Raw genomic sequence first — 13,104 nt, forward strand, 5'->3', positions numbered from 1 at the left:
GTCCCGTGCGTAGGGCGGGCCTGGGGCTGCCCTACGTCTGCGCGACAGGGATCTCCTGCCCCGCGAAGGCGGACCCGGCCACGACGGCGGACGGAAGCCTCGGTTGCCGTTTGCTGATTTCTTCCGATGGCAGGTGCCGCCTCTGGCGGGACTTGCGATCCACTGCCGGCCTCACTTGCAGGCTTCCAGCTTCGATTGCGCGTACCACACCGCCCGGCGCGCGAGGTCGTAGGCGCTGTCGGCCTGGCGCGGCAGCAGGTTGGCCGCGCGGATCGGGTCGGCGCCGTTGGCCATCGCGTACTCGACGCTCTCCAGCGCGCGAAGATGCGCCAGCGCCGGCACCAGCAGGGTGCGGATCCGCTCGCCGCCGCAGCGCGCGTAGCGGCTTTCCGTCTCCGCCAGCGACTGGCGGATGCGGCCACTGGCGCCGCCCTTGAGATCGGGCGCCTTCTCGAAGGCGATCGGCGCGGCCTTGTAGGCATCGCCGGTGGCTTCGCTGCCGAGTTCGGCCGAGCTTTCGTGCAGCGCCGGGTTGAAGCGGACGTCGGGAGGTGGCCTGGCCACGGCCGGCGCTGCGCCCGACTTCGGCCGGAGTTTCTTCATCGCATCGGTCAGCGCCTGGTCGGCCACCTGCATCAGGTTGCCGTCGCTGGCCCAGTCCTTGTCGAAACGCGTCTGCCGGTAGTCGATGGGATTGGGCCGCTCCATCAGCCGCTTGCCACTATCCGCAGTGCCCTCGCCCGCCGATCCCGGCGGACGCCCGGGCGCCGCGGACGGCAGCGCGGTGTCCTCCTGCGCCATCCGCACCCGGCCGTCCGCGGTGTAAAGCCGGTTGGTGAGTGCTTCGGCAGGCGTGTCGGCGCGCGTGGCGGTGTCGGCGCGAATGCGCGGCGGCGACTTCGATACGGCGTGGCTCGTGCCGCCCGCTGGAGCGACGTTCGCCGACGGCCTCGGCGACGAGGGCCGCGGCAGCTGCGGCCGCTCCGGTGGCAGGCCGCGCGCAAGCAGCACCAGCCGCATCCTCGACTCCGTCCGCCCGGGCTGGTGGATCGCCGGCAGCTTCAGCAATACGTGCAGCATCGCCGCCAGGATCAGGCAGGTGGCGATGCCGGCGACGATATGGGGACGCGCTTGCGCGAAGGTGACTCGATGCACGGGGACCGGGTTCGGCGGATCGGCGGTGGATCCAGGGGATGGGCCATCATCGCCGGCCGCTGTGGAGGGAATATGTTGTCCGGTGTCATCCGGTCCGCGGCGTTCAGTCGGGGTCCGGCTTGGCGTTCCCGCAGCGCCCGCCCTTGCGTTCGCGGCCTGTACGGACAGGCCTGCGGCAATCGCCGTCGCAAGGCTGGCGCAAACGCAAACGCCCCTGTAGAATGCCGGCCTCCGATGCGGGAATAGCTCAGTTGGTAGAGCGCAACCTTGCCAAGGTTGAGGTCGCGAGTTCGAGTCTCGTTTCCCGCTCCAGATTCAGACGAAGCCCCGTTCGCGGGGCTTCGTTATGTCGGAGCCGCTTCGGCAGGTTTTCCGATAGACTTGCCCACCATGGCCTGGTGGCAGAGTGGTCATGCAGCGGACTGCAAATCCGCGTACGCCGGTTCAATTCCGACCCAGGCCTCCAAACGATCCAGACAGAAGGCCCGCCAAGTGCGGGCCTTCTGCTTTTTCGCGATCCAGGGCCACCTATCGCCCGCCGAAGCGATGCCGCCGCCAGCGCGCAAGCGCGGTCCTGCCACCTCGATGTAGTGGCATGGACGGCGCTCGTGCGGCCTCGCCGGGCGATCAGCCGTGCCTGTCGTCCAGCCAGGCCGGTGCCGGCAGGTCCGGCAGGCGCACCCGCGAGCTTGCGCGCTCCTGGTCGATGCGGCGAAGCAGGCGCGCATGGACGCGGCGGGCGGCGGCGCGATCGCGCCATTGGCCGAGGCTGTCGATGATGCCGGCGATGGTCGCCTGCGGGCGCAGTCCCGGGTCGTAGCCGGGGCTGCCCGACGCATCCGGATAGAGCACCTGCAGCACCGCCGCGTCCAGCAGCTGCGCGGCGGTACCGTCGTCCCCCGCCGCGGCGAACAGCTGCGCGTACAGCGCACGCTGGTCCGGCGACAGCATCGGCATCTGCCGCAGGCGCGCCACCAGTGCCTGCAGCTGGCCGCCATCGAGCGGCGTGCGCGACCGTACCGCGAGGGTGGCCAGCAGTTGCAGATCGTGGCCGCCGATGGTCCTGGCCGCCAGTTCGCCCAGCAACTGCGCCATCCGCGGTTGGGCCTGGCCCTGGTCCTGCAGGCTCTGCGCCAGCAGCGCGTACAGCCGCTGCTGACGTTGCCGCTGCTGCGGCGGCAACCCGCGCAGGTAGGCTTCGTACTCGCGCCCGACCGCCGGCGACGCGGCCATGGCCGCCAGCAGGTCCTCGCCGCCGGCGGGCCGCGCCTCGTCGCGCGGTGGCACCTGTCCGCCGTCGTCATCCGCCTGCGGCCTTCCGTGCAGGTCGAAGCGGGTATCGAGCAGCTTCCGGCGTTCCTCCTCGCTGGCGTTGCGCCACAGCCCGCGCAGCACGGCGGCCGCGCCGTCGGGAGCAGCGGCGAAGGATTCGGCCAGCGGCTGCAGTTCGATCCCGCCGTCGGCGCGCTGGCGATCGATGCGGCGCTGTGCGGCCACCGCCTGCACCACCGCGGCATCGGGCCGGGCCGCTTCGTAGTCGCCATAGACCTGCAGGAACAGCCGGCCGAAATCCGGCTCGGCGCCCTGGCGCGGCGCGTTGGCCTTGTTGAGCATCTGCACCATCCACGCCGCCGCGTCCACGTCCACGCCACTGGCCTGCTGCACCTCCAGCGCCTGCTGCGGCTGTCCCTGCAGGCGGTAGCCGAGCGCCAGCAGCGTCGCCGCCTCGCGATCTCCCGGGTTGCGCGCGACGTAGGCCTGCAGCTGCCGGTTGAACGCCGGGTAGTCGCGCTGGCGCAGGCGCAGGTCGAGCAGCCCGGCCTGGAATGCCGCGTTGTCCGGCGCGACCTCGACCAGCTTCTGGTAGTAGCGGACCAGGGTGGCCTGGTCCGGCTTCCCCGGGTCCTCGGCGCTGGCGACGACGAACTCGCGGTGGAATTCGGCGATCTCGGCATCGCTGGGCGCGGCGGCGGCGAGGAAGCGCTCGGCCCTGCGCTGGCGCTGCTCCGGGAAGAAGCGGCGGATGATCGGCGCGGCGTAGTTTCCGCCCGCGTCGCCGGTGTCGGCGTACAGCGCCAGCAGTTGCCGGTAGGCGGCCTCGCGGTCGCCGGCGAAGTAGCCTGCGAGGAAGTCCTCCAGGTGCGCTGCGTCGCGGTAGCGCCGGCCCAGACGCCGGGCCGCAGCGACGAGCAGTTGCCGGTTCCCCGGGTCGCAATCGAGGACCAGCAGGTTGTCCAGGAAGAAGGCGGCGCTGCCGTCCTGCCCTTCGGACGGGGAATCCATGTCGCGGTCCAGGGCCTGCGCCAGCCGTGCCTGCTGGCGCGCGTCGAGCGGCTGCTTCAGCAGCTGCAGGACCAGGGTGTGCTGCAACGCCGAGCGTCCCTTGCCTTCGGCGGCACGGGCACCGAAGCGCTCGTACAGGGTGATCTGCCGATCGGCGCCGAAGCGCGCGGTCAGTTCCTCCGGGCCGCCGCCGTCCGCACCGCCGCGGGCGTGCCGGTCGGCCAGATACGGCAGCGGGTCGTTGCCGCGCTCGACCAGCAGCTGGATCAGGGTGTCGTCCTGCAGCAGCGGCGCACCGACCAGGCGCTCCAGCTGCCGGTAGCTGCCGGGCGCGCCGCGATAGAGATTGAACAGCACCTCGTCGCGGAACGGCGAGGCGTCCAGCGGCTTGAACAGCAGTTCGAGGAACATGCCGCGCGGCAACCGGTTCATGCCCTGCACGATCAGCAGGTAGAGCGTGTCCGGCCCGGGATCGGCCGCCTGCGGATCGCGGCCGTGGGCGTTTTTCCACTCGGCCTCCGCTGCCAGCGCGGCCTCGATCAGGGCGCCGACCTGGGCGCCGTCCTCGCTGGCGGCCGCCACCGCCAGCGCCAGGCCGACGTTGCTGGCCTGGCCGCCGATGCCGGCCTGCGCCGCCAGCCCCTGCGTCACCCAGTCGGTCGAGGCCGCTGGCGCCGGCTCGGCGCGACCGGTGAGCTGGCGGTAGTAGGCGGTATCGGCGCGCTGCTGCGGATCGTTGCCGAAGCGGGCGGACACCGCCGCCTCGAACGCATCGACCTGGGCGAAGTCCTGGCGGTACTCGGCGATGCGCCGGCTCATCGACAGGATCAGCTGCAGCCGCAGGTGCCGCGCCAATATCGCGTCGGCATCCGAAGGCAGGTCGTGCTCGCCGCCATCGGTGCCGGCCTGCGCCATGGCCTGGTCGAACATCTGCTGCAGCGGGTCCAGGACCTGCCGCTGCGCGGCGACCGAATCCGGCCAGGTCAGCAGCAGGCCTTCGAGCAGGGACGGATAGTAGCGCTGCGCATCCAGCCCGCCGTCGATGACCAGGCCGTTGTCCTGCAGCGGCTGGCGCAGGACCAGCATGCGCAGCGCATGCCAGTACCAGTGATTGGCCTGCGCAGGCTGGCCGCGCTGCTCGAGCAGGATCGATGTCTTCAGCACCAGCCCCAGGTTGTCCTGGTCGCGGGCCAGGGCCTGGCTGTAGTTGACCAGCGCCTGGTCCACATAGCCCTCGCCGGCGTAGGCATCGCCCTTGACCTGGGCGATGTCGACCAGGCCGCCGATGTCGGTCATGGCCGCGAACGCGCGCTCGGCCCCCAGCTGATCGCCCTCGGCCAGCAGCGAGCGGCCCAGGTCGGCGTAGAAGTCCGGCGGGAACTGGCGCTTGAGCGCGATCAGCCGGCGCCCGTACACGAGCTTGCGCCGGTTGTCGCCGATCGCCGGCCCGGCACCGGCGTCGGTCGAGCCCGAGGCCAGGGTGACCAGCTGGCGCAGGATCAGGGGACGCTGCTCACCGGCCAGTGCCAGCGAGTTGTCGTAGGCGCGCAGCTGCAGCCCGAAATCGGCCTGCTGCTGGCCCAGGTCGGCCAGCAGCGCGTACAGCGGATAGTCGTCGCCGCCGCTCACGATCCGCTCCATCACCCTGCGCTGCGCCCAGCCCAGCACGCGGCCGGCCGACTGCGCGCGGTCGTCGCCGCGCCGCGGGTTGACCGGCTCGGCGGCGAACACGCCGGCCAGCGCGTCGATGGCCAGCGCGAAGGTCTTCTGCTCGGCGGCGGAATCGGCGACGTACTGGAGCATGGTCGCGGCCTCGCCGCCGCGCTGGCGCCTGCCGAGCAGGTCGGCGACCTGCAGCAGGCTGTCGGCGTCGTCCGGCGCCAGCGCCAGCGCGCGGCGATAGCCGGCGATGGCCTGGTCGTCGAGGCCGGCCATCGCGTAGACGCCGGCGGCGAAGCGGTTGTCCTCGACACTGTCGTGGCCGGCGCCGGGCTGCAGCCCGGCCAGCAGCTGCTCGACCCGCTGCACCTGCACCGACTCCGGTTCGTCGACGGCGCTGCGCGGCGACTGCCGCAGGGTGCTCAGCGCCAGCCTGCGCAGGTACAGCTCGGCGTTCTCCGGGTCCGCCTGGACCAGGCGCCGCAGGGTCTGCTCGAACCGCGGCGCATCGCCCAGGCGCGCATACAGGTCGGCCAGCTGCTGCAGCCCCTGCACCCGGTCTGCGCTGCCGGCACCGGCGTAGCGCGTCACCGCCGCCTCGGCGCGGGCGCGGTCGTCCTGGGCCAGGGCGACGGCGACCAGCAGGTCGAGCCCGCTGCGCTGCACCTCGCCGCGCGCGAGCTGGGCCTCCAGCCCATCGGCCAGCTCGTCGAGCCTGCCCAGGCTGCGCGCGACCTTGACGATCTGCCGCTCCAGGTAGCTGCGGCGCGCCGGCAGCCGCGCCTGTGCCCACAGGATGCGCCAGCGCGCCAGCGATTGCTCGGCGCGGCCGGTCTTTAACGCCAGATCGGCGATGCGGACCTGCAGGTCGTAGTCCAGCGCCTGGCGACGATGGCGCTCCAGCCCGAGCAGGACCTCCAGCGCCTGCTGCGGCTGCTGCAGGCGCTCGTAGCCGTCGGCGATCTCGACCAGCAGCGGGTCGTCGGCCGCCACCCGCCGCTGCAGCTCGCGCAGGGCCTGGGCCGCCTGCGCGTCCTGGCCCTGCGCCAGCAGGGTGTCGAACCGGAAGAACCCGGTCTCGATGGCCAGCGATGGCGCATCGCCGGCGCTGCCGAGCAGTTCCAGCGCCTGCTCCTGCAGGCCCATCGCCGCCATCTGCCGCGCCGCCGCGACCAGCACGCCGGTACGGCCACGGTTGCCGGCGAACGCCTGCCGGTACACCGCCAGCGCCTGCGCCTCGTCGCCCTCGGCCATGTACAGCGCGGCCAGCCCGCCGTACCACTCCAGCCGGTGCGGCTGCTGCGCGATCAGTTGCCGGTATTCGGCCGCCAGGTCCTGCCGCCGGCCGGCGAGTTCGAGGATGCCGGGCAGGCGCTGGCGCAGCTCGGGATTGCGCGAGCCGCGCACCAGGGCGATGGCCGCGTCGTAGCGCTGGAGTTCCAGCAGCGCGTCCACCGTGGCCTGCTCCAGCTCGGGCCGTGGCGGCTGCGCTTGCAGGAAACCGATGGCGGCCGCCAGCGTGCCTTCGCTGCGGTAGGACTCCATCAGCAGCGCCAGCGCATAGCGCTGGTCGATCGCATTGCCGGCGTGTCCGAACGCCGCCCACGCGTACTCCCTGGCGACCGCGTGCTGGCCCGCGGCGATCGCCCAGCCGGCGGCGCGCACCTGCTGCGCATAGGCATCACCGGCCTGGGCATCGACCTGGTACAGCGCCAGCGCCTGCTGCGGCTGCCCCAGCAGCGCCAGCACCACCGCGGCGCGATTGCGGTAGGGCTGCGGCCGCTGCCGTGCCAGCGCGGACAGCGCCGCCGCCGGGTCGCTGCCGTCGAGCAGCGCCAGCCGCAGCCGCAGCAGTTCCTGCTCGGCCGGGTCCTGGCTGCCGGCCAGCGCCTGCCGGTACCAGTCCGCCGCCGCCGCGGTGTCGCCGCGGGCGTCGAGCAGGCGCGCCTTGAGCAGGCAGGCATCGACGCCGTGCGCCAGCGCCAGCGCCTGCTCCACGGCGGCCAGCGCCTGCGCGCCATCGCCCTGCCGCCATTGCATGTAGGCCCTGGCGAGCAGCGCCATGGCGCGCTCGCCGCTGGCCGCGTCCGACTGCGAGATCGCATCCAGCCGCCGGTACAGGCCGTCCACCCCGGCATCGGACAGCAGCGCATGGCGGTAGATCCGGTCGGTCGCGGCGACATCCAGCCGCGAGCCGTTCAGCAGGCGCGCGAGCGCCGCATCGTCGGCCGCGGCGGCCAGTCCGTGGCCGCTGCCGAGCGCCAGTGCCAGTGCCAGTGCCAGCGCCAGGGATTTGCAGGGGTACTTCATCGCGTGCGGTCCTGAATCTGCGGCAGCGGGCCGCCGGGCCAGCGGCGGTAGGCGAGTTCGGCCAGGTAGGACAACAATGCCAGCAGCGCCAGCCACGGTCCCAGGTCCAGCACGGACCAGCCTCCGTGCCGGCGCGCCGGCGGCGGCGACGCATCGGTGCCGTGGCGGCCGCCGGTCAGCGTCGCCAGGGCCGCCAGCGGCAAGGCGCTGGTGAGGCGGTCGGGCGGACGGGTGTCGGAACCGGCCCGGTCGGCGGCGCGCAGGCGTTCGCCGCCCAGGCTCAGTTCGGCCAGCGCGTCGCGCCCCGGATCGAAGTCGAGCTCGGCCACGAACAGCCCGGGTGCCCGTTCTTCCAGCAGCGTCGCCGGTGCCGGCGCGTCCTGCAGCGGCCGGCCCTCGGCATCGACGAAGCGCAGGCTCGGCATCTGCCCGGCCGTGGCGGCCGACAGCCGCGCCTGCACGTCGAGGCGGTCGAAGCGCCGCTGCAGTTGCAGCTCCAGCCGCGGCTGCTGCCTGGCCGTGTGCGCGACGATCCGCGCCAGCCACTGGCCGTAGCCCGGCCACTGCTGCCAGCCGCCGGTGCCCTGCCCCAGCGGCTCGGTCATCAGCGCGCTCACGCGGCCGGCGCCGTACTGCCAGCTGCTCAGCAGCGGCTCGCCATCGGCCACGGTCAGCAGCGTCTGCGCATCGTCGCGCGCCGTCACGCTGGCATAGCCGCGCAGGGCCGGCATGCCGGCCAGCTGCATCCCCTGCCACCACGCCTGGCCGGCCTGCGTGCGCACCGGGAAGCGTCCCTGCCGGTAGCCGGACGCGGGGCGGGCCTGCGGCTGCTTCAGGTCCAGCTCGACCATGCTCGATTCGTCGGCGATCGCATAGAAGCGCCCGCGCCCCCAGTTGGCCAGTTCGGCCATGCGCTCCTCGCCCTGGCCGTTGCCGACCAGCGCGGTGGATACGTTGATGCGGTCCTGGGCGATGTGCCGCAGCAGGCGCTGGTAGTTCTCGTCCTCCACGCCGGCGTCGGTGATCACGAGCATGTGCTTGTAGCGGGCGTCGGTGTCCTTCAGGCCGAAGTAGGCTTCCTGGATCGCCGGGAACAGCTGCGTGCCGCCCTGCGCCTGCATCCGCCCGATGGCGCGCTCGACGTCGGCGGTATCGCGCGCCGGCTGGATCGGCACCGACCACTGCCTGGCACCGTAGAACTCGACCACGCCGACGCGGTCCTCGGGCCTGAGCCGGCGCACCGCCAGCCGCGCGACCTGCTTGGCCAGTTCCATCGGCGCGCCCACCATCGAGCCGGAGCTGTCGATGATGATCACCAGCGCCACGCTCGGGATCTGCACCTGCTCGTCCTGCCGGGTCTGGACCGGCAGCAGCCCGGCCAGCGGCATCGCCGCCTCCATCGCACCGCCGAACGCCGGCGCGCCGCCGCTGTAGACCAGGCCCACGCCATCGTCGGTCACCGCCTTGGCCAATCCGCGCTGCAGCGCGGCCGGCAGCCGCGACGGCGGCAGGTCGTCGACGAACACCGCACCGTAGCCGGAGAAATCGAAGTCCGCGCCGAGGCGATCGAGCGGCGGCTGCTCGACCGCGAAGCCCTCGCCCAGCAGCCGCTGCAGGTGCCCCGCCGCGTCCGCGCGGCTGCCCAGGTACAGCACCGGCAGCGGGTCCTGGATGGCGAGGACGGTGTCGAAGCGGTCGTGCACCGCGCCGCCGGCATCGGCCAGCACCGCCCGCAGCGGCGCGAAGCCCGCCGGCCCGGCCGGGAAGCCCAGTGTCAGTCGGGTCCGCCCCTGCGCAGCGAACGGCGACGACACCGCCACCTGCCGCTCGCCGCGGTAGAGGGCCAGCACCAGTCCCTGTCCCTGCCCCTCGATGTCCACCGCGACCTGCACCGCCTCGCCGGCGCGCACCGGCGCGGCGCGGACGTCGCCGATGAAGGCCGCGCGCGCGGGCGCATCCAGCGCCACGGTGTCCACCGGGATGCCGCGGTCGATCAGCCCGGCGATCGCCCTGCCCCAGTGGCGGTCGCGCGCGAGCCCGTCGCTGATCACGCTGACCGAGCCGTCGCCGCCCAGCGGGATGGCCTGCAGCGCCTGCGTCAGCGCCTGCGACAGCGAGGCCTCGCCGTGCCGCTCGTCCAGCAGCACCCGCCGCTGCACGGCGACATCCGGCGCGGTGCCGCCGAGCTGCACCAGGGTCACCTCGTCGCCGCGCGGCACCTGCGCCAGCAGCGTCTCCAGCACCGAGCGCGCCTTGCGCTTCCCGGCCTCGGACAGGTGCTGTCCCTGGTCCAGCACGAACACCCGGCTGGCATGCGCGCTGCGGTACAGCAGGCTCGGCTGCATCAGCGCGGCGACGATGCAGGCGAAGACCGCCGCGCGCAGCAGCAGGTGCGTGCGCCGGGTGCCGGGTGCCGCGCTGCGCCACAGTAGCGGCAACAGCAGCAACAACAACGCGGCGTAGGGATACTGGAAGGTGATGTCCATGGCGGTTCCTCAGGGCATTCGGCCGCGTTGCAGGAGATGCCACTCCAGCGCCAGCAGCAGGGCCGCGGCCAGCAGCAGCCACGTGGCCCAATGACCTGCCAGGGCCGTGACCAGCGGCCGCGGCGGCCTTGTTGCGGCCGCCGCCGGCGGCGCCGAGGCCACGCCGAGGCTGATCCCGCGATCGAGCAGCGACACCTCCAGGCGCTCGCCGCCGAGCTGGTAGTGGCCGGCGGCGGGCAGGTACACGGCATCGCCGAGGCCGCGCGCGGCCAGCGCCGGGTGCCGCGACAGCGCCTGCAGCCCGGACGGCTGCGGCAATGCCTGGCCCGCCTGCGCGAACGGGCTCCACCAGGGCGGCTGCGCCAGCCAGCGCAGGCTCTGCGAGACGAACACCGGCATCGCGCGCGACTGCACGAAACCCGAGGGCGGCTCGAACAGCTCCCGCCACACCGCCACCGAACGCTGCGGCGCGGCCACCAGGTCCACGCCGACCGCACGACCGAGCTGGCCGGCCAGCGCGGCGTTCTGTTCCTGGCTCAGGCCGAGCTGCTGCAGGTTGTCGGCCAGTTCGCGCTGTTCGTCCTGCGCGGCGGCGAAGACGAATGCGCTCGGCTGCGAGGAGGCGCGGGTCAGCACCAGTGCCGGCCGGCCCGGCTCCTGCGCCGATTCCTGCAGGCGCACCAGCACCTGCGCCTGCGCGGCGGCGACCTGCTCCAGCGCCGGGTCGACCGCGACCAGGTCGCGGACCGCCTGCGGTACGCCCTCGCCGAGCGCGACCTTGATCCGCTGCCGCTGCGGCAGCCGGATGCCGGCGCTGTCGTCGGCGCCGAAGTCGTCGCCATCGCGCAGCTCGACCCGCAGCTCGCCGCCGGCGGCGGCCACGTCCTGCAACAGCAGCCTGCCCGGCCCCAGCGCCCGCACCGCGGACGGCCGCCATTGCTTGCCGTCCAGGGCGAAGCCCAGGCCGTCGGGCGCGACCGCGGGCATGCCGGCAGCCACGGTCTCAACCAGCACGTCCACCCTGTCCCACCGGCCGGAGCCGGCCGGCGCCACGCCGAGGTTGACGATGCCGCGGTTGCCGGCCAGCGGCGCGGCCAGGTGGGCGGGGATCAGTTCGACCTGCGGCGGCAACTGCGCGGCCGCACGGCGCGCGACCTGCGCCGCGCCGTAGTAGTGCACGACTAGGCCCGCTCCGTCACGCGGGCGCTGATCCGCCATCCAGCGGCCGAATGCCGACGGGTGCGCCTCGGCGCGTACCCCGTCCAGGCGCCTGGCCAGCAGCGCAAGCGGCTCGCCCGGCAGCAGCAGCGGGCTGTCGTGCAGGTCGCCCAGGCGCACCTCGCGCGCAGCCGCCGGGACCGCGGCGACATCGGCCAGCAGCGCCCGCCGGGCGTCGGCGAAGTCGTCGCCCGCGGTCATCCACGCCGAGGCATCCAGGTAGAACACCTGCATGCGTGCATCCTGCGTGGCCCCGGGCTGCGGCCCGGCCGCGGCCAGCCACAGCGACAGCGCGATCGCCAGCGACAGCAGGTAGGCCCACAAGTAGCGGAAGCGCCGGGCGAGCACGCGCGGCGGTGCATCGCGGACCACCTGCCGCCACAGCATCGCCGCGGGCAGCCGCACCACGCGGCGGCGCACCTTCAGCCGCTGCAGCGCATAGAGCCCGGCGGCGATCAGCACCGCGCCGCCGGCCACCACCGCGAGCGAAGCGTGGGCGAAGTTCAAAGCCGCAGCTCCCCGGACCCGAACGGCCCCGCCAGTTGCTCCAGCACGTCGCCATCGGCATCGATCCGCAGCAGGCCGGCACCGCGGCTGCGGCTGAAGTCCAGCAACTGCCGCTCGAAGTCCCGGTAGGCCTGCCGGTAGCGCTGCAACAGCGCCGGGTCCAGCGACAGCTCGATGCCGGGGGAAGACTCGCCATCGTCGATGAGCACGTCGCCGTGCAGCGCCGGATGCAGTGCCGGATCGGCGTCGTATGCCTTGACCAGCGGCACCAGCAGCAGCCTGTGCGGCAGCCGCTGCATCGCCGCCACCACCGCCGCAATCCCGGCCGGGTCGAAGAAATCGGAGACCACCACCACCAGCCCGCGGCGCAGCCCGAGCTGCCCCAGCCGCTCCAGCGCGGCCACCAGCGCGGTGCCGCCGGCGGGCTCGTACTCGACCAGGTGGCGCGCCACCCGCATCAGGTTGTTGCGCCCGGACAGCAGCTTGACCTGCGGCGACAGGCGCTCGGAGAACGGCAGCAGGCCGACCGCGTCATGCTGGCCCAGGGCGATGGCGGCCAGCCCCAGCGTGGCGCGCAGCGCCGCATTGATGCGCGGCGGCTGCTCCAGGAACATGCTGGCCGAGACGTCCACCAGGAAGTACACCGGCATGTCCTGCTGCTCCTCGAACACGCGCACGAACAGCCGCCCGAGCCGCCGGTAGATGTTCCAGTCGATCGCGCGCATGTCGTCGCCGGCCACGTAGGGCTTGAAATCGGCGAACTCCGAGCCGCGGCCGCGGGCGGAGGTGCGCTGCTCGGCCAGGCGTCCACCCTTCTGCGCCTGCGCCACGCGCAGCGACAGCCCCTGCAGCCGGCGCAGGAACTCCGCGTCAAACAGTTCGTCGAACGTCAGCCCGGGCGCGGCCATCAGGCAATGCCCGCCAGCACGTCGGCGATGAGGTCGTCGGCGCCGATACCGCTGGCCTGGGCGTGGAAGTTGGTGACCAGGCGGTGGCGCAGCACCGGCAGCGCGACCGCCTTGATGTCCTCCACCGCCACCGCGAAGCGGTCATCCAGCAGCGCCTGCACCTTGGCCGCCAGCATCAGCCCCTGGATGCCGCGCGGCGAGGCCCCCAGCGTCACCGACGCGTTGACCGAGGCCGGCGCGTACGCGCTGTGCGGCTGCGTCGCCATCACCAGCCGGATCGCGTAGCTCTGCGCCGCCTCCGGCACCGGCACCTGCCGCACCACCGTGCGCAGCCGGCACAGCGTCGCCGCATCGGTCACCGCCGACAGCTCGATCGCCTGACCGCTGGTGGTGCGGTCGATGATCGCGTGGTAGTCCTGCTCGCTCGGGTAGCCCACCACCAGCTTGAACAGGAAGCGGTCTAGCTGCGCCTCCGGCAGCGGATAGGTGCCTTCCTGGTCCACCGGGTTCTGCGTGGCCATCACGCAGAACGGCTCGGGCATGGCGATGGTGCGCCGGCCCACGGTGACCTGCTTCTC

At 73.2% G+C, this 13,104-nt stretch carries 6 protein-coding genes and 2 tRNA genes; 2 read left to right on the top strand and 6 right to left on the bottom strand.

Features of this window, described 5'->3' with window-relative positions:
- Positions 1 to 171: 171 nt before the first annotated feature.
- Positions 172 to 1,155 (bottom strand): hypothetical protein, encoded by a 984-nt coding sequence (locus LRX76_RS13950; protein ID WP_231806222.1) that lies wholly within the window; start codon positions 1,153 to 1,155, stop codon positions 172 to 174.
- Positions 1,156 to 1,391: 236 nt separating this feature from the next.
- On the opposite strand from LRX76_RS13950, the gene LRX76_RS13955 reads away from it, so the two are divergent.
- Together LRX76_RS13955 and LRX76_RS13960 are read left to right on the top strand one after the other, a co-directional pair.
- Positions 1,392 to 1,467 (top strand) — tRNA-Gly (locus tag LRX76_RS13955).
- Positions 1,468 to 1,547: 80 nt separating this feature from the next.
- Positions 1,548 to 1,621, top strand: a tRNA-Cys gene (locus tag LRX76_RS13960).
- 161 nt (positions 1,622 to 1,782) lie between these two features.
- On the opposite strand, the gene LRX76_RS13965 is transcribed toward LRX76_RS13960, so the two are convergent.
- The 5 genes from LRX76_RS13965 to LRX76_RS13985 all read right to left on the bottom strand — a co-directional run.
- Positions 1,783 to 7,407 (bottom strand): hypothetical protein, encoded by a 5,625-nt coding sequence (locus LRX76_RS13965; RefSeq protein ID WP_231806224.1) that lies wholly within the window; start codon positions 7,405 to 7,407, stop codon positions 1,783 to 1,785.
- Complete coding sequence (locus LRX76_RS13970) at positions 7,404 to 9,893, bottom strand: VWA domain-containing protein (protein WP_231806226.1); 2,490 nt, start codon at positions 9,891 to 9,893, stop codon at positions 7,404 to 7,406. Before LRX76_RS13970 ends, LRX76_RS13965 begins: the two co-directional genes overlap by 4 nt.
- A 9-nt stretch (positions 9,894 to 9,902) precedes the next feature.
- Positions 9,903 to 11,618 (bottom strand): hypothetical protein, encoded by a 1,716-nt coding sequence (locus tag LRX76_RS13975; RefSeq protein WP_231806228.1) that lies wholly within the window; start codon positions 11,616 to 11,618, stop codon positions 9,903 to 9,905.
- Positions 11,615 to 12,526 carry a DUF58 domain-containing protein gene (locus tag LRX76_RS13980; RefSeq protein WP_231806230.1) on the bottom strand — a complete coding sequence of 304 codons (912 nt, stop codon included), beginning with the start codon at positions 12,524 to 12,526 and terminating at the stop codon, positions 11,615 to 11,617. The genes LRX76_RS13975 and LRX76_RS13980 overlap by 4 nt, the downstream gene beginning before the upstream one ends.
- The coding region (locus tag LRX76_RS13985; RefSeq protein ID WP_231806233.1) for a MoxR family ATPase at positions 12,526 to 13,104 on the bottom strand (579 nt) is incomplete at its 5' end. The genes LRX76_RS13985 and LRX76_RS13980, both read right to left, overlap by 1 nt.

The sequence above is a fragment of the Stenotrophomonas sp. MMGLT7 genome (assembly GCF_021168555.1).
GTDB lineage: Bacteria > Pseudomonadota > Gammaproteobacteria > Xanthomonadales > Xanthomonadaceae > MMGLT7.